The organism is Rhodococcus sp. 5G237 (assembly GCF_053764735.1).
This window is the reverse complement of record NZ_JBSNCD010000002.1, coordinates 624368-648557: the sequence shown is the minus strand read 5'-3', so window position 1 is coordinate 648557 and position 24190 is coordinate 624368. Positions and strand designations below refer to the sequence as shown.

Below are 24190 nucleotides of genomic sequence, written 5' to 3'. Positions count from 1 at the left end.
CACTTAGTTGAAGCGACAACTAAGATAGCAAGTCATGGTTGTAGCTTCAACCAGACTTCCGAGCCGGTTCCGGACGGGTACCGGCGAACGCCTCTTCCAGCAACCGCCGCACACCCACCTCCGTGACCTCCCGAGGATTCGGATACGGCTTCGCCGTCGCCAGTCGCGCCGCCTCGTCCAGGTCGGACTCCCGCATCCCCAGTTCCTCGAGACTCGTCGGCCCACCGGCCGCCGCCACGAGGTCGTAGACGCCCGCGGGTGCCGAATCCGTGCCGAGTGCCTGCGCGACCCGCGCCATGACGTGCGGTACCGACGGTTCGTTGTAGGCGAGCGCGTGGGGCAGGACGACGGTGTGGGTGGCGGCGTGCGGCAGGTCGAACGATCCGCCCAGGACGTGACAGAGCTTGTGGTGCAGCCCCATTCCCACCGAGGCGAGGCAGGTGCCGGAGAGCCACGCGGCGAGCAGGAGATCCGAACGCCCCTCGGGATCGGCCGAGTCCGCACCGAGCGCCGGGATACCCCGGGCGATCGCGGCAACGGCCTCGAGCGCGAGGGCGTCGACGATCGGATTGGCCTGTTCGGAGTAGAGGGCCTCGATCGCGTGGGCCATCGCGTTGATCGCGCTGGTCACCGCCAGCGGGATCGGCATCGACGTGGTGAACTCGACGTCGTAGATCACGGTCTCGGGAAGGATGTCGGGCGACGAACGCGTGGTCTTCACCCCGTCGGCGGTCTCGCCGAGAACGGGGGTCACCTCCGACCCTGCGTAGGTCGTCGGGAGGATCACCTGATCGATCCCCGTACGGCGGGCCAGCGCCTTGGCCAGTCCGGTGGTCGATCCGCCACCGACCGCGACGACCGCATCGACGTCGTGCTCGATGACCACGCCGAGGACCCGTTCGGTCACCTCGACCGGCGTGTGCATCACCGCGCCGTCGAAACGCGCGACCTGCAGATCGCCGAGATACTTCTCGACCAGCTCCGCCTGATGCCGCACGTGCTCGCCGGCGAGTAGCAGGACGCGGGAACGATCGAGTCGACGTACTTCGTCCGCGACCCGCGAGGCGGTACCGGGGCCGAAGATCACACGTACCGGATGAGAGTTGTAGACGAAGGAGCGCATGCCCGTATTGTCACGACGGGAGTTGGGGCACGCGTGCCCTTTACGAAAGTCCGTACACCCGCTCGGCGTTCGCGGTGGTGGCCGCGGCCAGTTCCTCGGCGTCCTCGCCCCGCACCTCGGCGAGCGCGCGCACGGTGTACGGCAGGCAGTACGACTCGTTCGGCGCGCCCCGGAAGGGGTGCGGGGTCAGGAACGGGGCGTCGGTCTCCACCAGCACCAGCTCGCGGGGCACGAGCGGCGCCGCTTCGCGCAGGGCCTTCGCGTTCTTGAAGCTCACGGTGCCCGAGAAGCTCAGCAGGTATCCGGCGTCGACGCAGCGGCGGGCCATGTCGGCATCCGACGAGAAGCAGTGGAAGATCACCTGCTCGGGTGCGCCCTCGTCGTGCAGCACGCGCAGCAGGTCGGCGTCGGCCTCGCGGTTGTGGATCATCAGCGGCTTGCCGAGTCGCTTCGCGAGGTCGATGTGCCAGCGGAAGCCCTCCTCCTGCTCGGCCGGTTCGGCGCACCCGTCGAGCTTGCCGGGCCAGTAGAGGTCGAGGCCGGTCTCCCCCACCGCGACGCAGCGCGGGTCGGCGGCGAGCTTCTCGATCTCGGCGCGGGTGGCGTCGTCGAGACTGTTCGCGCGGGTGGGATGGATGGCGACGGCCGCGTGGACGCGGTCGTCCCAGTGCGCGGCCCGCACGGCGAAACGCGCCGCCTCGAGATCGTCGGCGACGGTGACGATGCGTCCGACCCCCACCGCGGCGGCACGATCGACGATCGCGGAGGTCGTCGCGGCGTCCTCGGCGCCGCACGCGTCGAGGTGCGTGTGGGCGTCGACGAGAGGGCTCAACGGTTGCGGGGCTTCGGGGGCGGGACGGGCTGCGCTCACGCCCTATAAACTACTGGCCACCATGACTGCGCCTGATTCCTCCCGCCCGGCTGCCGGCGATCCCACCCGCCCGCCGTTCTACGTCACGACCGCGATCGCGTACCCGAACGGCGCCCCGCACATCGGGCACGCCTACGAGTACATCTCGACCGACGCGATCGCGCGGTTCAAGCGTCTCGACGGCTTCGACGTGCGCTTCCTGACCGGAACCGACGAGCACGGTCTGAAGATGCAGCAGACCGCCGCGAAGGAAGGGATCTCGGTCACCGAACTCGCGTCCCGCAACTCGAACGTGTTCGAGGCCATGGACAAGCGGCTGAACATCTCGTACGACCGGTTCATCCGCACCACGGACGCCGATCACCTCGAGGCGAGCAAGGCGATCTGGCAGCGCATGGTCGACTCGGGCGACATCTACCTCGACACCTACGCGGGGTGGTACTCGGTCCGCGACGAGGCGTTCTACACCGACGGCGAGACCACGCTGCTCGAGGACGGTTCGCGGATCTCCACCGACACCGGCACTCCCGTGGAGTGGACGGAGGAGTCCACCTACTTCTTCCGGTTGTCGGCCTACCAGGACAAGCTGCTCGAGCTCTACGAGGAGCAGCCCGACTTCATCGCCCCGGCCACCCGTCGCAACGAGATCGTCAGCTTCGTCTCCGGCGGCCTGAAGGACCTGTCGATCTCCCGCACCACCTTCGACTGGGGTGTTCCGGTCCCCGATCATCCCGATCACGTCATGTACGTGTGGGTCGACGCGCTGACCAACTACCTCACCGGCGCCGGTTTTCCCGACACCGAGTCGGAGTCCTACCGCCGCTACTGGCCCGCCGATCTGCACATCATCGGCAAGGACATCACGCGGTTCCACACCGTCTACTGGCCGGCCTTCCTCATGTCGGCGGGTCTCGAACTGCCGAAGCGGGTCTTCGTCCACGGCTTCCTGTTCAACAAGGGCGAGAAGATGTCGAAGTCGGTCGGCAACGTCGTCGACCCGCTCGAGATGGTCGACCGGTACGGTCTCGACCAGCTCCGCTTCTTCCTGCTCCGCGAGATCTCCTACGGCCAGGACGGCAGCTACAGCCACGAGGCGATCGTCACCCGCATCAACGCCGACCTCGCCAACGACCTCGGCAACCTCGCGCAGCGGTCGCTGACGATGGTCGCGAAGAATCTCGAGGGCACCGTGCCCACGCCGGGCGAGTTCACCGCCGACGACGAGGCCATGCTCGCCCAGGCCGACGCGCTGCTCGCGAAGGTGCGCGCCGAGTTCGACGCCCAGGCCCTGCACCTCGGTCTCGAAGCGATCTGGCACGTGCTCGGCGAGACCAACCGCTACTTCTCGGCGCAGCAGCCGTGGGTGCTGCGCAAGACCGACCCCGAGCGGATGGCGACGGTCCTGTACGTCACGCTCGAGGTCGTGCGGATCGTGGGTCTGCTCGTCCAGCCGGTGATGCCGGATGCCGCCGCGAAGATCCTCGACCTCCTCGGTCAGGCACCCGAGACACGGCAGTTCGAGGCCGTCGCGACCCGCCTGGCTCCGGGCACCCCACTGCCCGCCCCGGCGCCGGTATTCCCGCGCTACGTCGACGAGGACTGAGCTCCGGCCCGGCGGCGGAGAGCCCCTCACCTGCGTGTTCTCCGTCGCCGCGCAAACCTGTCGGTGCCGTGCGCCACACTGCGGCGCATGCGCAGCGATAGAACACATGTTCGATACGGTGGCCTGAACGAGCACGCCCTGCTCGCCGAGCTGGGCGATGCCTACGAGCGAGGGTGGCAGCCCGCCGACGTGCTCCACGTGACGGCCCACTCGGGGGGCGCCTCCGACGTCGCACTGACGGCGGCCACGATGCTGTTCGACGCGCAGATCCGGCGCGCGGCCGAACGCGCCCCCGTCGAGTGGGTGCGGCAGCTCGACGAGATCGCCCGCCGGCACCCGCGTCCCGCCGACGCGGCCGGAGCCCCGACACTGGCCGACGGTCTGTTCCGGGCGTTCCCCGACGTCACCCGCTTCGAGATCGAAGGGCTCGCGTTCACCTGGAAGTACCTGCCGTCCTTCGCGATCCTCACACCCCCGCCGTCGCGATGGCCGTCCGTCCGGTCCGGCGCCCCGTCTGCGCCCACCCCGCCCGACACCCGGATCCTCGAACGCATCAGGGCACTGTTGTCGAAGGCCGAGTCCACCGACTTCCCCGACGAGGCCGAGGCGCTCACCGCGAAGGCACAGGAACTCGTCTCGCGTCACGCCGTGGGTGCGGCGCTGCTGGCCGGACCCGATTCCGGCACCGACCCGGTCGTCGGCCGGCGCATCCACCTCGACAGCCCGTACATCCGCGAGAAGGTCCTGCTCCTCACCGCCATCGGCGACGCGAACCGCGTGCGCACGGTGTGGTTCACCCGGGTGCAGATCGCGACGATCATCGGTACCGCCACCGACCTGCAGCAGGCCGAGATGCTGTACACCTCCCTGCTCGTGCAGGCCGGACGGGCCGTGCAGGCGGCCGGAACGGCGGGGCGGCGCGGATCGTCCGCGACCTCCTTCCGCCGCGCCTTCCTCACCGGCTACGCGCATCGGATCGGCGAACGCCTCCGCGAGGCGGACGTCCGGGCCACCGCCCACGCCGCCGCCGACGCGCAGGTGCCCATCACGACGCTCGCGCCCATCCTCGCCAGGCGATCCGATGCCGTCGACACCGAGTTCCGCCGACTGTTCCCCGTCACCCGCGACTCGCGTAGTCGCGGGGTCGACGCCGACGGTTTCCACGCCGGTCGGGATGCGGCCGAGACCGCCTCACTGACACCGGAATCCCGCCCGGTCGGCCGCTGACCGTGTCGATCACCGACAAGGTCGGCGGCAGGAGGCGGACATCACAGGAATGCGCACCGTCGCCGTGTCACATCCCGGCCGCGAGCGGTGTCCCATCGGTGACATCACTTCCGACAGCGAAGGGAACAGAGCGATGACGACGCAATTCCATGTGGTGGTCGTAGGGGCGGGATACGCCGGGGTGATGGCTGCGAACCGCGTGCTCGCCGAACATCCCGAGGTGGCGGTCACCGTAGTGAACCCGCGACCGGTCTTCGTCGAGCGGGTCCGGCTCCACCAGGTGGCGGCCGGATCCGGAACCGCCACACACGATCTGTCCGATCTCCTGCACCCGCGGGCGACGCTGCACGTCGGCTCGGCCGTTCGGATCGAACCGCACGCGGTGTCCCTCGCCGACGGAGCGGTCCTGCAGTGCGACGCGGTGGTCTACGCCGTCGGCAGCACGTCGGGCTCCGGTGCGATTCCCGGTGCGGAGAAGGCGTTCTCCGTCGCCGACCTCGACTCCGCCACGGCTCTGCACGATGCTCTCCTCGAGGCGGACGATCACGCCTCCGTCGTCGTGATCGGCGGTGGGCTCACCGGCCTCGAGACCGTCACCGAACTCGCGCAGTCCCATCCACGGCACACCCTCGTCCTCGTCGGCGATCCGGGCGCGGCCCTTCCGGGGACCACGCAGCGCTACATCCGCCGCCGGCTCGACGAACTGGGCGTGGAGGTCCGGTCGGGAACGCGGGTCACCCGCATCGACGACGGCTCGGTCGCCCTCGACGACGGCTCCGAGATCTCCGCGACTCTCGTGGTCCGCACGGCCGGTTTCTCCGTGCCCGACCTGGCCCGACGCAGCGGCCTACCGGTCGACGACGACGGTCGTCTCCGGGTGCGCGACACCCTGCAGGTGGTCGACAGCACGCCGATCGTCGGCGTGGGTGACGCAGTGGTGGTGGACGGCAACGACCACCTGCGTATGAGCTGCCAGGCCGCCATGCCGCTCGGCACACACGGCGCCGACACGGTGTGGCGTCTGCTGCAGGGACGCGAGCCCGCACCGCTCTCGCTCGGGTTCGTCTCGACCTGCATCTCTCTGGGCCGCGATCGCGGCGTCGTGCAGTTGTCGGCACGCGACGACACTCCGTCGAGGTGGGCCGTGCGCGGACGGCTCGCAGCCTCGGTGAAGGAAGCCGTCGTTCGTGGGACGATCCACACCATGCAACTCCAGGCGCGCGGACGTGCCCTGCCGACCCGACGCGGACCGCACACGACCGCACAGGAGAAGGCGCAGGTATGACCGCCGACGTCTTCACCGAGCATCGGGGACTGCTGTTCTCGATCGCCTACGAGATCACCGGCAGCGTCGCCGACAGCGAGGACGTCCTGCAGGAGAGCTACATCCGCTGGGCCCGCGCCGACACCGACACCGTCGACAACCCGCGGGCCTACGCGGCGCAGATCGTGACACGCCAGGCACTGAACTCGCTGCGGTCGGCGCAACGCCGACGGGAGGACTACGTCGGGCCGTGGCTGCCCGAGCCGATCCTCACCGCTCCCGACGCAGCCGACGAGGTGGAACTCGCCGAGTCGGTGTCGACCGCGATGCTGTTGGTGCTCGAGACCCTGACACCCGTCGAACGCGCAGTGTTCGTGATGCGCGAGGTGTTCGGTTTCGAGTATGGGCGCATCGCCGGGGCGGTCGACCGCACCGAGAGCGCCGTCCGGCAGATCGCGCACCGCGCCCGCGAGCACGTCCATGCCCGGCAGCGACGCTTCACTCCTGCAGGCGACGAGACCGACCGAGTGGTCGCGGCGTTCCTCACCGCGGCCACCACCGGCGATCTCGACGGACTGCTGTCGCTGCTGGCTCCCGACGTGCGGTACCTCGCCGACGGTGGCGGCAAGGTCAATGCAGCCCGGGTTCCGGTCCTCGGATCCGCGAAGGTCGCCCGCCTGTTCCTCGGACTGGTCCGGCATCCGCTGCCCGACATGACCATCGAGCCGGCCGTGGTGAATTCGATGCCCGGCGTCCTCGTGTACTCGGCGGGCGTTCTCGACATGGTGCTGCATTTCGAGATCGACGGCGGTCTGGTCACCGGCGTCTACGTGGTCCGCAATCCCGACAAGCTCGCGCATCTCGGGGCTCGTCCCGACACCTCCGACCAGGCATGACAAGCTGACGCCATGCGGATGGAACGACTCGGCCGCGGCGGCACCGTCGATCGCGTTCTCGGTGCACTGGCAGAACGCGCCAGGATCCTCGCCATTCCCGGCCCGGCGGCACTGTCGGGCGAATGGTTCGGGGCGGCGGCCGTGCTCGTCCCGTCCGTGTCCGTCGAATCCGTCCCACCGGCGGAGGTCTTCTCCCTTCCGGCGGACGCTCCCGAACCCGGGGGTGACGATCGGCCGCTCATCGGGGGCGGGCGCATCGGTTACCTCGCCTACCCGGATCGCATCCCGGACCGACCCGCACTGCCCCTCGCCGCGAGCGGGTGGACCGACACGGTCCTGCGTCTCGACCCCGACGGGTGCTGGTGGTACGAGACGCTCGGCACCGCACCCTGCCCCGACGGTCTCGCCGCGGCGGTCCTCACCCCACCGTCGAACACCGATGCATCTCCGACCGCTGCCCCACATGCCGGCTGGCACATCGACTGGACACCACCGCCTCGCGACGAGCACCGCCGCGGCGTAGAACGCTGTCTCGACGCGATCCGCGCCGGCGAGGTGTACCAGGCGTGCGTGTGCACGCGGTTCACCGGCCGGTGGGACGGCGACCCGCTGGCGTTCTTTACCGACGGGATCTCCCGGACTGCCCCGGCGCGCGCCGCCTACCTGCAGGGATCGTGGGGTGCGGTCTCGTCGCTCTCGCCCGAACTGTTCGTCTCCCTCCGCGGCGACACGCTGCGGTCGAGTCCGATCAAGGGCACCCTCCCCCGCTCCGCCGACCCCGCCGGGCTACGGGCGTCGGTCAAGGATGTCGCCGAGAACGTGATGATCGTCGATCTCGTCCGCAACGATCTCGGCCGCATCGCCGAAACCGGTTCGGTGCGGGTCGAGGATCTGCTGACCGTGCGGCCCGCCCCCGGCGTGTGGCATCTGGTGTCCACCGTGGCGGCGGAGCGGCGACCGGGCGTGACGGTCACCGACGTGCTCGACGCGGCGTTCCCGCCCGCATCGGTCACCGGCTGCCCGAAGCTCCGCGCCCGGACGCTGCTCACCCGGTGGGAGGGTTCCGCGCGCGGTGTCTACTGCGGCACCGTCGGCATGTCGAGTCCGATCGCCGGCACCGAACTGAACGTCGCGATCCGCACCGTCGAGTTCGGCCACGACGACACCGGCAACGGCGTGTGCGCCCTCGGTGTGGGAGGCGGCATCACCATCGACTCCGATCCCGACGCCGAATGGCAGGAATGCCTCGACAAGGCCGCCAGCATCCTCGCGCTCGGCGACGCGCGGGCAGGCGCTCAGCACACCTCGTCGGGAGGAGCCGGCAACTCGTAGCGGTCGAGTACCTCGTCGAGTCGCACCGAGGTGGAACGGCAGATGCGGGCCACGACGGCGTCGGCGTCGAGCCCCCACGTGCGGAGCAGACCGTCGCCGCCGCCGGCCACGATGGTGCCGTCGGGCGCGAAGGTCACCTGCCATCGTCCCGTTCCCATGTCGGTGACCGGGCCACCGATCTCGTGCATGCCGTCCGGGTCGGCGACGTCCCACAACCGGACGGTGCCGTCGTCGCTGCCGCTGACCGCGCGGGTGCCGTCCGGCGTGATCGAGACGGAGTAGACCGTGCCGGTGTGGCCGCTCAACCGGGTTTCGCGCGCCACGAAGTCACCGGACTCGGCGCGGTCCCAGACCACCACGTCGTGGTCGTCCCCGCCGGTCACCAGCACGTCGCTCGACCCGCCGAAGGCCACGGTGTTCACCCCGGTTGCGTGCCCGCCCGAGACGGTCACCCGTGTCGGGGAGCGCGGATCGGTCACGTTCCAGGCATAGATCTCGCTGTCGGCGCTCGTGACCACGAGGCTTCGGCCGTCGGGGCTGACGGCGGCACTGCGCACGAGATTCTTCGGCCCCGTCAGCGGTTCGCCCCACGGCACCGGTTCGGCGGGATCCGCGATGTCCCACAACTGCACCGAGAAGTCGTCGGCGCCGGTCACGAGGGTCGTTCCGTCGGGTCCGAATGCCAGCGCGGAGGTGAACCTCGTGTCGAGCGGCACCGGCTCGCCGAACGGCTTCGGTGTCGCCGGATCGCGCACGTCCCACAGTTGCACGCTGCCCCCGGAGGTCGGTGCCGTGGCCAGGATCGTGCCCGAGGGCGAGAGCGCGCACACGTACGCACCGCCGAGCGGGCGCGGCAACGCGATCCCCCCGGCGCGGTTCCAGTCGCCGCCCTGACCGACGCGCCAGAGCGTGACATCCGGTCCGTAGCTGCCGGTCGCGACGAGGGCTCCGGCACCATCGATCGCCGGCCTGGTCAGCGCTCCGTCGGCGACCGCCATCCGGGTCTGCGGCATCGTCCACACCCGGACGTTGGAATCCTGTCCGCCGGTGACGACGGTGGTGCCGGTCGGGCTCACCGCGAGCGTGGGCACGCCACCCCCGTGCCCGGTCAGCGGCGGGCCGATCTCGTCGAGGGTCCGTGTCGAGGGGTCGAGGTCCCACAGTTTCGCGGTGCCGTCCCAGGACGCGCTCGCCAGTGTGCGTCCGTCGGGGAGGAACGCGATGTTCCAGACGCCGCCGGTGTGGGCGTTCACGGGTACCCCCAGCGGGCGGGCCGCGCGCGGATCGGTGGTGTCGAACAGGTGCAGTACACCATCGTCGCTGCTCGCCGCGAGGATCGTGCCGTCGCCGTTGAAGCTCACCGAATGCGCGACGTCGCCGAAACCGGTGAGCGGCTCACCGAGCGGCACCGGCCGCGACGGCGTGCTCACGTCCCACAGTCGGACGGTGCGGTCGTCACTGGACGTGGCGAGAACCTGGCCTCCGGGACGGAAGGCCACCGTCCGCACACCACCGTCGTGGTCGTCGATCAAGGTGACGGGGAACCGGCCCGATCCGGGATCCGAGGTGTCGATGAGCGCGACGTGCCCGTCGTCGTAGGGCACGGCGAGCACCCGGCCGTGGGGCGAGTACCGCACGTTGTGCACGGCGCCGCCGGCGTAGACCTGCCGGTCGAGCACCACGCGCGGCGCGGCACGATCGGACGCGTCGTAGATCCACACACCGCCGTCACCTGCACCGATCGCGAGGAAACGGCCGTCGGGGCTGAACGAGACCGACGCCATGTACTTCGACGACAACTGCAACGGCTCGCCCACCGCGACCGGTTCGTCGCCGTCGAGCGCCCACAGGCGGACGGTGCCGTCGTCGCTCGCCGACGCGAGGGTGGATCCGTCGGGTGAGACGACGACGCCGTAGACCGGCCCGGTGTGTCCGCTCAGCGTGTAGGCGAGGGGCACCGCCTGGCTGGCGATGAGCCTCGAGTACGCGACCGGGTTGTCGGGCTGGAGTTCGGCCGCGACGAGCGCCAGATTCGCCGAGGTGGTGGGGTCCTCGTCGCGCAGGGAGTCGGACAGCGCGACGATCTGCTGGAACTGCGCGGTGCTCCGTGCCGTCTCGGCCCGTCCCTTCGCGTCCCAGGCCAGACCGGTCATGACGAACGCGATGATCGTGGACAGCGCCATCGCGGCGATGCCGACACGCCGGGTCCGTGTCTCGCGGGCGATCTGCCGGCGGGAGGCGTCGAGGAAGGCCACGGCGGTAGGGCTGAGCGCGACCGGTCCGCGCCGATCCTCGGGGGTGCCCGCCGTGGCAAGCTGTGGATTCTGCTCGGTCACGACATCCATGCGTCCGCGCTGGTAGAGCAGTTCCCGGTTGCGTCCGGAGGCGAGCCAGGTCGATGCGTCGGCCTCGATCTGCTGTCGCAGGGCGGCGCCGGCGCGGTCCTGTTGGATCCACGACTTGAGCCGGGGCCACGCGTCGATCACCGCGTCGTGGATGAGTTCGACGTAGTCGGCGTCGACGACGAGCACACGTGCCGACACGAAATGGTCGAGGACGCGCTTCGACGCGTCGCGATCCTCGCCGCCCACCGCGAGAAGTTCGTTCAGCGACCGGGCGATCTTGACGTCCGTGCCGGTCGTGGTGACGTACACCAGGTGGACGAGCATCGAGCGGGCACGGGCCCGGTCGGCATCGTCGGCAAGCCTCTCCCATGCCCGTTCGGCGCCGGCGGCGACAGATCCGCGGACCCCGCCGGTCGCGCGGTAGGCGGCGACGGTGAGCGTGCCCCCGCTGCGCTTGTCCCACAGCGAGTCGAGCAGGTGGGAGAGCAGGGGAAGCTCGGTGCCACTGATCTCACCGTCGGCCAGACCCGTGAGGTCGTGGAGGATGAGGTCGACGAGGCCGGGTTCGAGGCGGACCCCCACGAGCTTGGCGGGAGCGGTGATGACCTCGACGAGATCGTCGCGGTCGAGGGGCTGGACGGTCTTGGTCCGCCGCTCGAGGGCCCGGGCGAGCACCGGGGTGGCCACTGCCTGGTCGTAGAAGTCCGACCGCATCGTCGCGACGACGAGGGCGGGCGCGTCGCCGTGGGAACAGGTCGACGCCGTCTCGAGCAGGGTGAGGAATGCGGTGCGCAGAGCGACGTCGCTGCACTGGGTGAACAGTTCCTCGATCTGGTCGACGACGATCAGCAGCAGCGACGTCGACGTGCGCGAGGTCGCGGCACGCAGGGCCGCGTGTACGGCGGTGTGGTCGGCGGGGTCGCCGACGTCGGCCAGTTCGGGGAGCGCGTCGACCAGGCGTGCGACCGGGTCGGTGCCGGGGGTGAGGACCACGGGGTGGCAGTCGGGAGTGGAACACAGCTGCGGAATGAGACCGGCCTGCACGAGCGAGGACTTGCCGACGCCGGAGGCACCGGTCACCACAACCGGGCCCTGTCCATGGGAGGCGGTCACCACGTCGGCGAGGGTGCGCACGCTCTGGGTGCGCCCGAAGAACAACCGGGCATCGTTCTGTCGGTAGGACGCGAGCCCCTTGTACGGGCGGACGCCGGGCGGCACCGATGCCGATGCCGATTCCTTGGTGCGCGGAGCGTTCGCCTGCCCGCGCGCGGCCTTCCACCAGTTCTCCCACTGCTTCAGGGAGTACAGACCGGGAGCCGGTGGTTCGGCGTTGAGTTCCCGCGCCGCGCGGATGAGGACCACGAGCACCGGATGCACCGACTCGAAGTTGGCCGGCATCCGGTTGCCGCTGCGCCAGTCGCTGACCCGCTGGACGGAGACGGTCCGGTCGCTGCCCACCGCCCGGGCGACGGTCGCGGCCTCCGAGACGACCTTCTTGAGGGCGGGACGACCGGCTGCGGCGAACAGCATCCGCAGCTGGTCGGCGAAGAACTGACGTTGCGCCGAACCAGGCTTTCCGCTGGTGTCTGACATCCGTTCCGCGCCCTTCGTACTCCCGTTCCCCGCGTGTAAACATCCGCTGCGGAAAAATTCCTCACCACGCCTGAGCAGGGATGATACCGGTTCCGCGCCGGTCGGCATTTTCAGTCCCAGCCAATGACACGGAAGAGTGGTCACCACGCAAGGTTCGACCTTGCAGCGTGGGGCGGGGGCCTCCACGCCGATAGGGACTGACGAGGGGTAGTTCCGGGTCGGCGTGGAGGCATGCTCCACATACGTTGAGGGCCCCGCATCGCGGGGCCCTTTCCCGTTTTTCCGGTTACTTGACGGTGTCGGGATCGTCCATCGCGACGGGGTTGCCCAACAGGTACGGGTCGCGATCGAGATAGGCCTTCGTCTCCCGCGCAATCAGACCCGACAGCACCAGCAGACCGATCAGGTTCGGCAGGGCCATGAGGCCGTTCATCACATCGGAGAAGTTCCACACCACCTCGAGCTGGGTGGTGGCACCGATGAATACGACGATCACGAAGATCGCACGGTAGGGCACCACGCCGCGGCGACCGACGAGACGCTCGACGCACCGCTCGCCGTAGTACGACCAGCCGAGGATCGTCGAGAAGGCGAAGAAGACGACCGAGACGGCGACGATCCAGTGACCCCAGTCCCCGCCGAGGCCGTCGGCGAAGCCGGCCGACGTCATGGCAGCGCCCTGCTCGCCGGACTCCCAGGCTCCGGTGGTGACGATGACCAGGCCGGTGAAGGTGACGACGATGATCGTGTCGATGAACGTCTGGGTCATCGACACCAGGCCCTGACGGACCGGGTGGGTGGTCTGGGCGGCCGCGGCGGCGATCGCCGCGCTGCCCATGCCCGACTCGTTCGAGAAGATGCCGCGGGCGACGCCGTAGCGCAGCGCGATCATGAAGACCGACCCGATGAAGCCGCCGGTGGCCGCGGTGCCGGTGAAGGCGTCGGTGAAGATGAGCGCGAAGGCGTCGGGGATCTGCGTGAAGTTGACCGCGAGGACGACGATGCCGGCGCCGACGTACAGGAGGATCATCGCGGGCACGAAGGCGGCGGTGACCCTGCCGATGGACTTGATGCCGCCGAGCAGGACTGCGGCAGCGAGCACCGTCATGAGCACACCGCTGATCCAGGTCGGCACACCGAAGGTGTCGTCGAGCTGGGTGGCGACGGTGTTTGCCTGGGTCATGTTGCCGATACCGAAGCTGGCGAGCACGGCGAACACCGCGAACAGCAGGCTCAGGACGAGACCGGCCTTGTTGGGGATGGCTCGGGCGAGGTAGTACTGCGGACCACCGCTCTGCTCACCCTTGGCGTCGGTCGTGCGGTACTTCACGCCGAGGAACGCCTCGGAGTACTTGCTCGCCATGCCGACCAGGCCGGTGACCCACATCCAGAACAGCGCGCCGGGCCCACCGAAGTAGATCGCGGTGCCGACACCGGCGATGTTGCCCACGCCCACCGTCGCGGCGAGCGCGGTGGTCAGCGCCTGGTATTGGGAGATGTCGCCTTCGGTGGCGCCTTCGTCGTGGCGGGTGATCAGACCCAGCCGCAGTGCGGGCCACAGTTTGCGGAACTGGACGCCCCTCAGCCGGATCGTGAGCACGAGGCCCGTACCCAACAGCAGCGGGATGAGCAGGTACGGCCCCCACACCACCCCTGCCACCTCGACGAGGAAATCGTTCACCGAATCCATCCGCGTCCTCCTGATCGTCCGAAGCCCCCGACAGCGTCCGACCGGCCGGTGCCGGTGACGTCTGCATTCGGGACGCGGCAGAGTCTAGGCTTCCGTGGCACGCAGTGTCTCCGGACCCCACAGCGCGTCCGATATGCGGTTTTCTCGATCGGTGTGCGGCAGACCTCGTCAGTCGCGACGCGCCTCCGGCACCGCGTCAGTCGCGACGCGCTTCCAGCACCGCGTCAGTCGCGACGCGCTTCCAGCACCGCGTCGTACAGTTCGCGCTTCGAGACCGTCGCGCCGGACGACTTCGACGCGGCCTCGGCGACGACGGCGCAGGCATCCTTCAGCCGCATCCCGTCCTCGACCTTCCATTCCACCTCGTCGACGAGGTCGACGGGGTCGGTGGCCACCGCGACCGCCCCTTCGAGCACCACGGTGATCTCACCGCGCGCGCCCTCGACGGCCCACTCGGCGAGCTCCGCGAGCGTGCCGCGGCGCACTTCCTCGTAGGTCTTGGTGAGTTCGCGGCAGACGGCGGCGCGACGGTCGCCGCCGAGTACGTCGACGGCGTCGGCCAGGCACGCCGCGAGCCGGTGCGGTGCCTCGAAGAACACCACGGCCCGGGGCTCCTGGACGAGCGTTCCGAGCCACGCGCGTCGCTGACCCGGCTTGCGGGGCGGGAACCCGTCGAAGCAGAACCGCTCGACCGGCAGACCCGACAGGGCGAGGGCGGTGGTCACGGCCGACGGACCGGGCAGGCAGGTCACCGGCAGACCGGCTTCGACGCACGCCGCGACGAGCCGGTAGCCGGGATCGCTCACGGACGGCATACCCGCGTCGGTGACGAGCAGGACGGTGCGGCCCTCCTCGATGTCGGTGACGAGACCCGGCAGCCGCGACACCTCGACCTGGTCGTAGAAGCTCACGACCCGCCCGGTGAGGGTGACGCCGAGCGCCGCGGCGAGTGCCTTGGTGCGGCGGGTGTCCTCGGCGGCGATCACGTCGGCGGTGCCGAGTGCGTCGCGGAGACGCGCCGAGGCGTCACCGATGTCTCCCATCGGGGTGGCGGCCAGCACGAGCCGGCCCTCTCCCGGATTCGCGCCCTGGACCGGTTTGGCTGCCTGCATACGGCTCAGCCTACGATCGGAACGTGACCGTGACGGACCGCAGCCCTTCACAGGCCCCCGGCCGTGGTCCGTCGGCAGCGCAGGATCGTCGCCTTCTCGGTCCCGGCCCGTTGGTGCCCGGACCCGAGCCTCTCCCCGGAGATCGGGCGCGCGGCTGGGTCGTCACCGCCTTCGTCACGGCGCTCGCCGCGATCACGCGGTTCACGATGCTCAACTACCCCACCGACGCGAAGACGCCGGTGTTCGACGAGAAGCACTATGCCCCGCAGGGTTGGCAGGTGCTCACCGGGGGCTGGATCGAGGACAACCCCGGTTACGGGCTCGTCGTGCATCCGCCCGTCGGCAAACAGATGATCGCGATCGGCGAGGCACTGTTCGGATACACCGCGTGGGGCTGGCGTTTCTCGGCCGCGGCGGCCGGTGTCGTGCTCGTCCTGCTGGTCGTGCGGATCGTGCGGCGGCTGGCCCGGTCGACGATGCTCGGCGCGGTCGCCGGTCTGCTGCTCGTCGTCGACGGGGTGACCTTCGTGTCGTCCCGCCTCGGCATGCTCGACATCTTCCAGGCGGTCTTCGTCGTCGCCGCCTTCGGGTGCCTGATCGTCGACCGCGACGACGTGCGTGCCCGCATGGCGAAGGTGCACGCCGAGGGTCGTGTCCTCGACAGTGTGTGGGGTCCGCGTTTCGGGGTGCGCTGGTGGCGCTTCGGCGCAGGCATCCTGCTGGGTCTGGCGGTGGGCACCAAGTGGTCGGGCCTGTACTTCATCGCGTTCTTCGGGCTGATGTCCGTGGCCTTCGACCTCGCGACGCGTCGCGCGTACCGGGTGCAGCGACCGTGGGTCGGGACGGCCCTGCGCGATATCGGCCCAGCGTTGTACGCCCTCGTGCTCGTCCCGCTCGGGGTTTATCTGTCGACCTACTGGGCGTGGTTCGCGAGCGAGACCGGCGTCTACCGTCACGCGGTCGGCTCGCGGATCGGTCACGACGGAATGTTCTCCTTCGTTCCCGACGCGCTGCGATCGCTCTGGTACTACAGCGCGAGCGTCCTCGAGTTCCACTCCGGCCTGACGAACTCGGCCGGCAATCAGCACCCCTGGGAGTCGAAGCCGTGGACGTGGCCGATGGGGCTGCGACCGATGCTGTACTACTTCGCCGACGGCGAGCGGATCAGCGGGTGCGACGCGGAGCAGTGCGTCAAGGCCGTGATGCTGGTCGGAACGCCGGCGCTGTGGTGGGTGTCGTTGCCGGTGCTCGGGTGGGGACTGTGGCAGCTGCTCGTCCGCCGCGACTGGCGGTGGGCCGCGGTGCTCACCGGTTACGGCGCGGGGATCCTGCCGTGGTTCGCGAGCCTCGACCGGCAGATGTACTACTTCTACGCGGTGCCGATGGCACCCTTCCTGGTGATGGGTGTCGCACTGGTGCTCGGTGACATCCTCGGGTCGCCGCACGCCTCGACGGAACGGCGGACGACCGGGTTGCTCGTGGTGTGCCTGTACGTCGGGCTCGTCGTCGCAAACTTCGTGTGGTTGTGGCCGATCCTCACGGCGCTGCCGATCACGCCGGAGCACTGGAACGACCAGCTGTGGCTCCCCAGCTGGCGCTGAGGAGAGTTCGAGTTCAATTCGGTTCGTCGAGCACGCTGCCCTCGGGCAGCTCGACGTCGTGTTCCCTGTCGGAGCCGTAGCGGACGCCGTCGAAGCGACGCGCGAATCGCTCGTCGACGACCGTGAGGAAGCCCTTGAGTCGCTGGAGCAGCTCGGACAGGTGGCGGGGCACGAACGGATCGCCGAGCAGGTCGACGGTGGCGACGAGCCGGTCCTCGACGAGCACCACCTTGATGTGCGGCCACGTCCGGTTCAGTTCGGTGAGCTCGGCCAGGGCGTGGGTGCGACCGCCGGCGGGCGCGGTTCCCGGGGTGTCGTCCTCGGGGATCGCGTGCAGCAGCGGCGCCCACAGCCGGATGCTGCCGTCGTCGTCGATCACGACGAAGACCACCTGGGAGTCGAGGACGACGACGAAGTCGCCGTCGGCGTCGACCGGCACCGGGCGTCCGAGGGCGTGCGCGAGCGCGTCGCTCACACGCTCGCGTAGGTCGCCGAGGGCGGACGGCGGGTGCGCCTGCAGGAAGGCCGGATGCGGCACCTTCCCACGACCGCGCAGCACCGACACGATGTGCCTGGCGAGCATGCCGGCCTCGGACACGGACCGGGTGACCGGCTCCGATCCGGTGACCTCGACCGTGGCGCCTCCGCCGGAAGTCGCCAGCACCCGCACGCAGGCCGCGGGCCCCGAGACGGTCTCGGCGTGCAGCTCGAAGGTGTCGGATCCGGCGAGTTCGGAGATGCGCCGGGCCAGCTGCGAGGCGTAACGGGCCCAATCGCGGTCGAGGGCCTCGTCGAATCGGTCGGTGTCGGTCACGCGCACTCCTCTCGAAGAGCAACTGCCGGGCAGGCGACACCGTACTCGGAGTGGGCGACAACTCACCGCAGGCACGCGGCGTCGTGTGTCACCCGTGATGCCGCCGTCCGATTGCTGCCCACACCGCGACCCGCGACCCGCGTTCGAGGATGTCGACGATTGCGAATCCTGCCTGTGCGAGAACGGTGCTCACCGTCATCGAGACGGTTCCGGTGTCCTCTCCCGGCCCTGCCTCGTCGATCACCCACAATTGCCCGTCGTCGGCCAGCAATGGGGCGAGGGCGGCCACGGCGGCGGTGTCCTCGCGGAATTCGGGGATGTCGAGTGCGTAGATACGGTCGAACTTCTCCTGGCGGGTGAACTCGTATGCGCGGGTCGCCGAGGGGGCCACGCGCATTCGGCCGTGGGGACCGACGTGCTCGGCGACCACGGCGGAGGCGGGCCCGGTGTCGATCGCGAGGACGGACGTGCCCGGACGCGCATCGAGGACGTCGAGCAGGAACTCGACGCCCTCGATGTGGGACCGCTCGGTCATTCGACCTTGCGCAGTGTCCGTTTCCTGCGCCCGCCCGTGATCAGGGGGTCGCGCTGCAGATCCCGGTACAGCGACACGCACAGGCCGATCATCACGAGAAGGAAGGGGGCTGCAGCGATGATCGTCATCGTCTGCAGGGCGTTGAGCGCTTCCTCGCCGCCGCTCCACAGCAGCAGTGCCGCGACACCACCGGTGAGTCCGCCCCAGAAGACCACGACGCCGCGATTCGGCGCGAGGGTGCCGCGTTGACTGAGGCTGCCCATCACCATCGACGCGGAATCAGCTCCGGAGATGAAGAAGATGGCGATGAGGAGCATCGCGACGACCGTGGCGATACCGGTGAGCGGAAGGTTGCCGAGCACCCCGAACAGCTGTCCTTCGACGCTGTCGGCACCCGCGATGTCCAGGCCGTCGAGTTGCTGTCCGATGCCGGCGCCGCCGAACACCGAGAACCAGATGAGGCTGACGAGGCTCGGGACGAGGATGACACCGACGACGAACTCGCGGATGGTGCGGCCGCGGCTGATCCGGGCGAGGAACATGCCGACGAAGGGTGCCCACGAGACCCACCACGCCCAGTAGAAGATCGTCCAGCTCGACAGCCACTCACCTGCGGCCTCGTTGGAGGCGGCCGTGCGCGCCGACATGCGGGCGAACTCCGCGGCGTAGGCACCGAGGGTGGTGGGCACGAGGTTGAGGATGAAGACGGTGGGGCCGAGCACGAACACGAAGATCGCCAGGATCGCGGCGAGCACCATGTTGATGTTCGACAGGTACTGGATGCCCTTGGCGACACCGGTGACCGCGGACGCGATGAACGCGAGCGTGAGCAGTGCGACGATCGCGACGAGCAGCATCACTCCGGCCGTCTCGAGCCAGCCGGTGACCTCGAAGCCCGAGCCGATCTGCAGCGCGCCCAGGCCGAGCGACGCCGCGGTGCCGAAGAGGGTCGCGAACAGGGCGAGGATGTCGATGACCTTGCCGAGCGGACCTTCGGCCCGGCGTCCCAGCAGCGGGATGAACGCCGAGCTGATGAGCTGCTTGCGCCCCTTGCGGAAGGTGCCGTACGCGATGGCCAGACCCACCACGGCGTAGATCGCCCAGGGATGCAGGCTCCAGTGGAACATCGAGGTCGCCATCGCGACGCCGGTGCCGCCGTTGCTGCCCGGTGGCGGCTCGACGAAGTGCGAGAGCGGTTCGGCGACGCCGAAGAACATCAGGCCGATGCCCATGCCGGCGGCGAACATCATCGAGATCCAGCTGACCGTGCGGAACTCCGGCTTCTCGTCGTCCTTGCCGAGCGGGATGCGGCCGTAGCGGCTCACCGCCAGCCAGAGCGCGAAGAACACGAATCCGCTCGCCGTGAGCACGAACAACCAACCGAACTCGACGACGATCCAGTCGAGGATGCTCCCGGTGACGGTCCCGAAGTTCTCGGTGGCGGCCAGGCCCCACACCACGATCGCCGCGACCAGCGCGGCAGCGACGCCGAAGACGACTTTGTCGGTCTTCGGCGGATGCGCCGCGGAGGCGGCTACTTCGGAAGCAGGAGCGCCCGAGACCTCGTCGATCTCCTCGGACCCGGGCCGATCACCAGGGACGTTCATGCGAACAAACCTTGCAAGTTTCGGGCGCCTGCGGAGCGGAATCGCCGAACCCGAGAAAATCGTCACATTTCGGACGCGACATGCATACTCTGCGCGATCCCGCAGATCGGCAGGTCAGCCCGCGCGCAGAGCGGCCGAGACGAATTCGAGGATCTCCTCGTCGGACATCCCGAGTGCCCTCACCTCGGCGACGTACTCGTTGGTGGATCGCTGGGCTCGCGTGCGGGTGGGATCGCCGGTGTCGGCGACGAATGTCCCCGCCCGCCCGCGGGCCTCGAGCACGCCCAGCCTCTCGAGTTCCCGATAGGTCTTGGCGACCGTGTTCGGTGCGATGCCGAGGGTGTCGGCGAGGCCCCGGACGGTGGGCAGCTTGGAACCTGCGATCAGCTCACCATCGTGTACCAGCTCGACGATGCGCCGGCGCAGTTGCTCGAACGGCGGGACGGGCGAGTCGGGATCGATGGTGAGGTCGAGCATTCTCGCAGGTTATCAGCGCTCGGTGACCTTGACCGGCGCTTCGGCGGAGGGCGCGTCGGCAGGGGCGGTGTTGTAGCTGCCGGTCTCGAGGAGGTCGCGGATCTGGATGAGCAGATCGGTCTCGCTCAGCGGCTCGTCCTCGGGCTCCTTCTCCGGCGCGAAGCGGGCCTTGGCGGCATTGACCGGCACGATGAGCACGAAGTAGACGACGGCGGCGATGATGAAGAAGTTGATCGCCGCGGAGATGACGGCACCGAGGTTGACGAAGGTCGCGTCGTTCGACGAGAGCAGGCGGAAGCCGAAGCCCATCTCGTTGTCGCCACCCACAGCGGCGACCAGCGGGTTCACGATGTGATCGGTGAACGCCGTGACGATGGACGTGAACGCCGCGCCGACGACCACTGCGACGGCGAGTTCGACGACGTTTCCGCGCAGCAGGAAATCCTTGAAACCTTTGAGCATCGTGCTCCGTGCCTTTTCTGAGAGAGAATTCGAAAAACTTCAGGGCGCGGAAATCGTAATAACGCTTCCCAGCAGCTTCAACAGGGACGAATCGGGCAACACGGCCGCGGGTGGCACCTGAATACGGACTGTGTCAGGGCAGAATCGGGCCATGGCAACCACGGCGACGATCTATCACAACCCGCGCTGCAGCACGTCACGCAACACTTTGGCGCTGCTGAAGGAGAACGGACTCGAACCCACGGTCATCAAATATCTCGAGACTCCGCCTTCCCGCGACGAGCTGCGGTCGCTGCTCGATGCGGCAGGTCTCACACCGAGCCAGGCGATCCGGAAGAAGGAATCGCTCTACAAGGAGCTGAACCTCGTCGAGGCGTCCGAGGACGAACTGCTCGACGCGATGGTCGCGAACCCGATCCTCATCGAACGTCCGCTGGTCGTCACCGACAAGGGCACCGTGCTCGCGCGTCCGGTCGACAAGGTGCGCGAGATCCTCTGACGGCAGCTACAGGGCCGCACGCGAGAGCGGGCACGACATGCATCGCGGACCGCCGCGGCCGGAACCGAGTTCCGACCCGGCGATCCGCAGCACTTCGACCCCCGAGTCCTCGAGACGGGTGTTCGTCTCGACATTGCGTTCGTAGGCGACGACGACGCCGGGCGCGACGGCGAGCGTGTTGTTCCCGTCGTCCCACTGCTCCCGCTCGGCGACAACGGAATCCAGACCGGTGTCGATGACGCGCAGTTTCTCGATCCCCATCGCGTCGGCGGCGGCCTCGAGGAACGGGCGCGGCCCCGAGATCTGCACCGCACCGTTCTCGCGGCGGATGGCGAACGCCTGCAGGCTGTCCCGGATCGCCGGATACATCACGACCGCGTCGACGTCGACCATCGTGCACACGGTGTCGAGGTGCATCGACGCCCGCCGCTGCTCGATCGGGACCGCCAGCACCGTGTGCGCGAGCCCGTCGTCGAAGACGCTGCGCGCCAACGCTTCCGCACCGGCCGGACTCGTCCTCTCCCCCACCCCGACGGCGACGACGCCGGGCGCGAGCAGCAACACGTCGCCGCCCTCGACCGGCGCGGTGTGCGATTCGTACGCGCGTCGCACGTGGAGGAACTGCGGGTGGAAGGCGTAGATGAGGTCGGTGAGGCTGGTCTCGCGCCGGCGCGCAGGCAGGGCCAGGTTGGGGATCGCGACGCGCGATCCGAGCCAGAACGACGAATCGCGCGTGAAGAGGAGGTTCGGCAGCGGTGCGATCGCGAAATCGGAACCGTGGTGCATCAGGCGCACGAGGGACGGAGCTGCGCCGTTGCCCACCGCGGGCAGTTCGTCGAAGGTCATGCCCGCGATGAGGATCCGGGCGAGCTCGGCAGCGGGCAGGGCACGCAGATGGCCCGTCAGCTCCTCCGCGAGCGCATAACCGAGACGCTGCGCGTCGACGGCCGACGACACGCTCTGCACCCGCGCGGCGCCACTGGCCTCGAGTGTCTCGGTGAGCAGGTCGGCCAGCAGGAACACCTCGACCCCGCGGCTGCGCAGCAACTCGGCGAAGGCGTCGTGTTCCTCCTGGGCGCGCGCCACCCACGGCAGGGCGTCGAAGAGCAGCTGGTCGTTGTTGCGGGGCGTGAGGCGTTCGAGTTCGGCGCCGGGCCGGTGCAGCATCACGGCGCGGAGTTCACCGACTTCGGACTCGACACCCCAGCGATGACTCATATGCTCACGGTATCGCGCAGGACGGCGGCAACCGGGTCAGGCGCGTCGAGTACGGCGACAACGATTGCGAAGAACACACCGAGAACACGAGGGAGATTTCATGGCCGACGACCCGCTCGGGTGCCTGGCACCGTTCGCCGGGCGCTGGACCGGAGGTGGTGACGGCCACTATCCCACCATCGACGACTTCGCGTACGACGAGACGATCGAGTTCGCCACCATTCCCGGCAAGCCCTTCCTGATGTACGTCAGCCGTACGCGGCACCGGACGGAGGGACGCCCGCTGCACACGGAGAACGGCTACCTGCGCCGCAGCGGCGACGACGTCGAACTGCTCGTCTCGCAGCCCACCGGGTTCGTCGAGATCCAGCGGGCCCGGCCGGAGGGCGGCGTGCTGGACTTCACCACCCTCACCCTGGAGCGCTCACCCGACGCCAAACCGGTGCGCGAGGTCCGGCGGCGGTTCGAGGTCGACGGCGACGTGCTGGTCTACGACTTCTGGATGGCCCACGCCGACACCCCGCTGACGCATCACCTGCACGCCGAACTGCACCGCGCGTCGGAATGATTCGGAAGAATCGTCACTTGGTGCCGACGACGCGACGGAAGTAGTCGTTGGCGGCCTGCATGACGAGGTTGTAGGGCGGCGCGAACTTGCGGGCCCACCAGTACCCGAACCGGGTGTCGAACGACGTGTAGACCATGAAGCGGTTCTTCAGGATGCCGGCGACGATGCGTTCGGCCACCTTCTCGGGGGTCGCGGCGTGCCGGACGAACCGTTGGGTGAGCTTGCGGACCTCGGGGCGGTCGCGGTCGACGCCGACGATCTGCACGGTGTCGACCAGCGGTGTCCGCACGGCCCCCGGGACGACGAGCGAGACACCGATGCCGTCGCGTCTGAGGTCGAACCGCAGCACCTCCGACACTCCGCGCAGACCGAATTTGCTTGCACTGTAGGCGGCGTGCCACGGCAGGGCGAGCAGCCCGGCGGCCGAGGAGACGTTGACGATGTGCCCGCCGCGACCGGCCTCGATCATGGCCGGCACGAAGTTCTCGATGACGTGGATGGGCCCCATGAGGTTGACGTCCACCATGAGCTTCCAATGCTCGTGCTTCAGCCGGTCGACCGTGCCCCACACCGACACTCCGGCGACGTTGGCGACGATGTCGAGCGACCCGCACGCCTGGTGCACGTCGCGGGCGAAAGCGGTGACGACGTCGTAGTCGGAGATGTCGAAGGCGGCCGAGTGCAGCACGGTGCCGCCGCGTTCACGAACGCTGCGGACGACCTCGTCGAGGGCCTCCTCCTGCAGGTCGGTGAGCACCAGCCGGGCCCCGCGATCGGAGGCCGCATGGGCCAGGGCGCGGCCGATTCCGCTGGCCGCGCCGGTCACAAGGAATTTGGTTCCGCGCAGGTCGGTGATCGCCATGGCGACACCCTAGCCTCGCCGTGACGACACGACGCTCCGGCGCGCCACGGAAGAACCGGATGCGCCGGAGCGAAGCGACTTGTGTGTCCGAGCGAAGCGACCTGTGAGCCGGAGTGTTGGGCTCCGGCGGATGGAAACTCAGAGCCGCTGTGCCATCTCCTCCTGGTATTGCCGAATCGTGCGCTCGATCATCTCGACATCGTCGTGGCGATTCTCGCTGCGCGCGAGGTCGGCGCGCTCGCGCAGTACCCGGATCGCCCGACGCAACTCGTCGTCACTCATCCTGTGGTCCATGCCACACAGTCTGCCGGGTTCGGCGTGGACCCGCCAGCGAATGGCCCCGCGTACGACGAAAGCCCCGCCGAGGGCGGGGCTTTCGGGGGTGGAGCTGAGGGGAATCGAACCCCTGACCTCTTCGATGCGAACGAAGCGCGCTACCAACTGCGCCACAGCCCCGTAGGTTCCGAGGGAACCGACTCGCAAACTCTAGC

21 protein-coding genes and 1 tRNA gene are annotated in these 24190 nt (G+C 69.1%); 8 read left to right on the top strand and 14 right to left on the bottom strand.

The features are described 5' to 3' along the window. Positions 1–46: 46 nt before the first annotated feature. Together ACWPOC_RS06455 and ACWPOC_RS06450 are read right to left on the bottom strand one after the other, a co-directional pair. Positions 47–1123: a maleylacetate reductase gene (locus tag ACWPOC_RS06455; RefSeq protein ID WP_455408217.1), complete on the bottom strand. Its 1077-nt coding sequence runs from the start codon at positions 1121–1123 to the stop codon at positions 47–49. Positions 1124–1163: 40 nt separating this feature from the next. Further along, the gene (locus ACWPOC_RS06450; protein WP_120281688.1) at positions 1164–1994 is read right to left on the bottom strand and encodes a TatD family hydrolase; all 831 of its coding nucleotides are present in this window, start codon (positions 1992–1994) and stop codon (positions 1164–1166) included. Positions 1995–2016: 22 nt separating this feature from the next. Between ACWPOC_RS06450 and metG the strand changes: the two genes are divergently transcribed. The 5 genes from metG (at position 2017) to ACWPOC_RS06425 (ending at position 8316) form a co-directional block, all read left to right on the top strand. Then, entirely contained in the window at positions 2017–3597 is a 1581-nt protein-coding gene (gene metG, locus ACWPOC_RS06445; RefSeq protein ID WP_455408216.1) for a methionine--tRNA ligase, read from the top strand. A gap of 87 nt (positions 3598–3684) precedes the next feature. Beyond that, positions 3685–4824 carry a DUF2786 domain-containing protein gene (locus ACWPOC_RS06440; protein ID WP_120281686.1) on the top strand — a complete coding sequence of 380 codons (1140 nt, stop codon included), beginning with the start codon at positions 3685–3687 and terminating at the stop codon, positions 4822–4824. 133 nt (positions 4825–4957) lie between these two features. Then, positions 4958–6109: an FAD-dependent oxidoreductase gene (locus ACWPOC_RS06435; RefSeq protein WP_120284003.1), complete on the top strand. Its 1152-nt coding sequence runs from the start codon at positions 4958–4960 to the stop codon at positions 6107–6109. Then, positions 6106–6984, top strand: coding sequence for an RNA polymerase sigma-70 factor (locus ACWPOC_RS06430; protein ID WP_230791915.1), 879 nt, complete (start codon positions 6106–6108; stop codon positions 6982–6984). The genes ACWPOC_RS06435 and ACWPOC_RS06430 overlap by 4 nt, the downstream gene beginning before the upstream one ends. Positions 6985–6996: 12 nt before the next feature. Continuing rightward, positions 6997–8316, top strand: a complete 1320-nt coding sequence (locus ACWPOC_RS06425; protein WP_120281684.1) for an aminodeoxychorismate synthase component I — start codon at positions 6997–6999, stop codon at positions 8314–8316. On the opposite strand, the gene ACWPOC_RS06420 is transcribed toward ACWPOC_RS06425, so the two are convergent. From ACWPOC_RS06420 to rsmI, 3 genes are all read right to left on the bottom strand, one after another. Continuing rightward, a complete protein-coding gene (locus ACWPOC_RS06420) occupies positions 8280–12254 on the bottom strand; it encodes an nSTAND1 domain-containing NTPase (RefSeq protein WP_455408215.1) in 3975 nt (1324 codons plus the stop codon). The genes ACWPOC_RS06425 and ACWPOC_RS06420 overlap by 37 nt on opposite strands. Before the next feature lie 286 nt (positions 12255–12540). Continuing rightward, entirely contained in the window at positions 12541–13944 is a 1404-nt protein-coding gene (locus ACWPOC_RS06415; RefSeq protein ID WP_120281682.1) for an alanine/glycine:cation symporter family protein, read from the bottom strand. A gap of 224 nt (positions 13945–14168) precedes the next feature. After that, a complete protein-coding gene (gene rsmI / locus ACWPOC_RS06410; protein ID WP_455408214.1) occupies positions 14169–15056 on the bottom strand; it encodes a 16S rRNA (cytidine(1402)-2'-O)-methyltransferase in 888 nt (295 codons plus the stop codon). Between the two features lie 23 nt (positions 15057–15079). Here rsmI and ACWPOC_RS06405 point away from each other — a divergent pair, with 23 nt between their 5' ends. Next, a complete protein-coding gene (locus tag ACWPOC_RS06405) occupies positions 15080–16657 on the top strand; it encodes a dolichyl-phosphate-mannose--protein mannosyltransferase (RefSeq protein WP_455408213.1) in 1578 nt (525 codons plus the stop codon). A gap of 13 nt (positions 16658–16670) precedes the next feature. Here the strand turns inward: ACWPOC_RS06405 and ACWPOC_RS06400 are convergent, their stop codons facing one another. The 5 genes from ACWPOC_RS06400 to mscL form a co-directional block, all read right to left on the bottom strand. Next, positions 16671–17471: a T3SS (YopN, CesT) and YbjN peptide-binding chaperone 1 gene (locus ACWPOC_RS06400; RefSeq protein ID WP_268655264.1), complete on the bottom strand. Its 801-nt coding sequence runs from the start codon at positions 17469–17471 to the stop codon at positions 16671–16673. An 88-nt stretch (positions 17472–17559) separates the two neighbouring features. Further along, on the bottom strand, positions 17560–18006 hold the full coding sequence (locus ACWPOC_RS06395) for a hypothetical protein (protein ID WP_120281678.1): 447 nt from the start codon (positions 18004–18006) through the stop codon (positions 17560–17562). Beyond that, entirely contained in the window at positions 18003–19613 is a 1611-nt protein-coding gene (locus ACWPOC_RS06390; RefSeq protein WP_120281677.1) for a BCCT family transporter, read from the bottom strand. Before ACWPOC_RS06390 ends, ACWPOC_RS06395 begins: the two co-directional genes overlap by 4 nt. 114 nt (positions 19614–19727) lie before the next feature. Beyond that, positions 19728–20090: a GntR family transcriptional regulator gene (locus tag ACWPOC_RS06385; RefSeq protein ID WP_120281676.1), complete on the bottom strand. Its 363-nt coding sequence runs from the start codon at positions 20088–20090 to the stop codon at positions 19728–19730. Between the two features lie 12 nt (positions 20091–20102). Then, positions 20103–20552, bottom strand: a complete 450-nt coding sequence (gene mscL / locus ACWPOC_RS06380; RefSeq protein WP_016692908.1) for a large conductance mechanosensitive channel protein MscL — start codon at positions 20550–20552, stop codon at positions 20103–20105. A gap of 151 nt (positions 20553–20703) precedes the next feature. Between mscL and arsC the strand changes: the two genes are divergently transcribed. Further along, positions 20704–21051, top strand: a complete 348-nt coding sequence (gene arsC / locus ACWPOC_RS06375) for an arsenate reductase (glutaredoxin) (protein ID WP_120281675.1) — start codon at positions 20704–20706, stop codon at positions 21049–21051. A gap of 6 nt (positions 21052–21057) precedes the next feature. Here the strand turns inward: arsC and arcA are convergent, their stop codons facing one another. Continuing rightward, positions 21058–22269, bottom strand: coding sequence for an arginine deiminase (gene arcA, locus ACWPOC_RS06370; RefSeq protein WP_120281674.1), 1212 nt, complete (start codon positions 22267–22269; stop codon positions 21058–21060). A 100-nt stretch (positions 22270–22369) separates the two neighbouring features. Between arcA and ACWPOC_RS06365 the strand changes: the two genes are divergently transcribed. Next, positions 22370–22837, top strand: a complete 468-nt coding sequence (locus ACWPOC_RS06365) for an FABP family protein (RefSeq protein ID WP_230791921.1) — start codon at positions 22370–22372, stop codon at positions 22835–22837. A gap of 13 nt (positions 22838–22850) precedes the next feature. Here the strand turns inward: ACWPOC_RS06365 and ACWPOC_RS06360 are convergent, their stop codons facing one another. The 3 genes from ACWPOC_RS06360 to ACWPOC_RS06350 all read right to left on the bottom strand — a co-directional run bounded on the left by ACWPOC_RS06360 (position 22851) and on the right by ACWPOC_RS06350 (position 24155). Continuing rightward, positions 22851–23699 carry an SDR family oxidoreductase gene (locus ACWPOC_RS06360; RefSeq protein WP_455408212.1) on the bottom strand — a complete coding sequence of 283 codons (849 nt, stop codon included), beginning with the start codon at positions 23697–23699 and terminating at the stop codon, positions 22851–22853. A 138-nt stretch (positions 23700–23837) separates the two neighbouring features. Further along, positions 23838–23981: a hypothetical protein gene (locus tag ACWPOC_RS06355; RefSeq protein WP_153811617.1), complete on the bottom strand. Its 144-nt coding sequence runs from the start codon at positions 23979–23981 to the stop codon at positions 23838–23840. 101 nt (positions 23982–24082) lie between these two features. Then, positions 24083–24155, bottom strand: a tRNA-Ala gene (locus ACWPOC_RS06350). Positions 24156–24190: the final 35 nt, after the last annotated feature.

Excerpts from the sequence above, each read along its gene's own strand:
- ACWPOC_RS06455 (WP_455408217.1), bottom strand. The coding sequence starts at position 1,123 with ATGCGCTCCTTCGTCTACAACTCTCATCCGGTACGTGTGATCTTCGGC.
- metG (WP_455408216.1), top strand. The coding sequence starts at position 2,017 with ATGACTGCGCCTGATTCCTCCCGCCCGGCTGCCGGCGATCCCACCCGC.
- ACWPOC_RS06440 (WP_120281686.1), top strand. The coding sequence starts at position 3,685 with ATGCGCAGCGATAGAACACATGTTCGATACGGTGGCCTGAACGAGCAC.
- ACWPOC_RS06435 (WP_120284003.1), top strand. The coding sequence starts at position 4,958 with ATGACGACGCAATTCCATGTGGTGGTCGTAGGGGCGGGATACGCCGGG.
- ACWPOC_RS06430 (WP_230791915.1), top strand. The coding sequence starts at position 6,106 with ATGACCGCCGACGTCTTCACCGAGCATCGGGGACTGCTGTTCTCGATC.
- ACWPOC_RS06425 (WP_120281684.1), top strand. The coding sequence starts at position 6,997 with ATGCGGATGGAACGACTCGGCCGCGGCGGCACCGTCGATCGCGTTCTC.
- ACWPOC_RS06420 (WP_455408215.1), bottom strand. The coding sequence starts at position 12,254 with ATGTCAGACACCAGCGGAAAGCCTGGTTCGGCGCAACGTCAGTTCTTC.
- ACWPOC_RS06415 (WP_120281682.1), bottom strand. The coding sequence starts at position 13,944 with ATGGATTCGGTGAACGATTTCCTCGTCGAGGTGGCAGGGGTGGTGTGG.
- rsmI (WP_455408214.1), bottom strand. The coding sequence starts at position 15,056 with ATGCAGGCAGCCAAACCGGTCCAGGGCGCGAATCCGGGAGAGGGCCGG.
- ACWPOC_RS06395 (WP_120281678.1), bottom strand. The coding sequence starts at position 18,006 with ATGACCGAGCGGTCCCACATCGAGGGCGTCGAGTTCCTGCTCGACGTC.
- ACWPOC_RS06390 (WP_120281677.1), bottom strand. The coding sequence starts at position 19,613 with ATGAACGTCCCTGGTGATCGGCCCGGGTCCGAGGAGATCGACGAGGTC.
- ACWPOC_RS06385 (WP_120281676.1), bottom strand. The coding sequence starts at position 20,090 with ATGCTCGACCTCACCATCGATCCCGACTCGCCCGTCCCGCCGTTCGAG.
- mscL (WP_016692908.1), bottom strand. The coding sequence starts at position 20,552 with ATGCTCAAAGGTTTCAAGGATTTCCTGCTGCGCGGAAACGTCGTCGAA.
- arsC (WP_120281675.1), top strand. The coding sequence starts at position 20,704 with ATGGCAACCACGGCGACGATCTATCACAACCCGCGCTGCAGCACGTCA.
- arcA (WP_120281674.1), bottom strand. The coding sequence starts at position 22,269 with ATGAGTCATCGCTGGGGTGTCGAGTCCGAAGTCGGTGAACTCCGCGCC.
- ACWPOC_RS06365 (WP_230791921.1), top strand. The coding sequence starts at position 22,370 with ATGGCCGACGACCCGCTCGGGTGCCTGGCACCGTTCGCCGGGCGCTGG.
- ACWPOC_RS06360 (WP_455408212.1), bottom strand. The coding sequence starts at position 23,699 with ATGGCGATCACCGACCTGCGCGGAACCAAATTCCTTGTGACCGGCGCG.
- ACWPOC_RS06355 (WP_153811617.1), bottom strand. The coding sequence starts at position 23,981 with ATGAGTGACGACGAGTTGCGTCGGGCGATCCGGGTACTGCGCGAGCGC.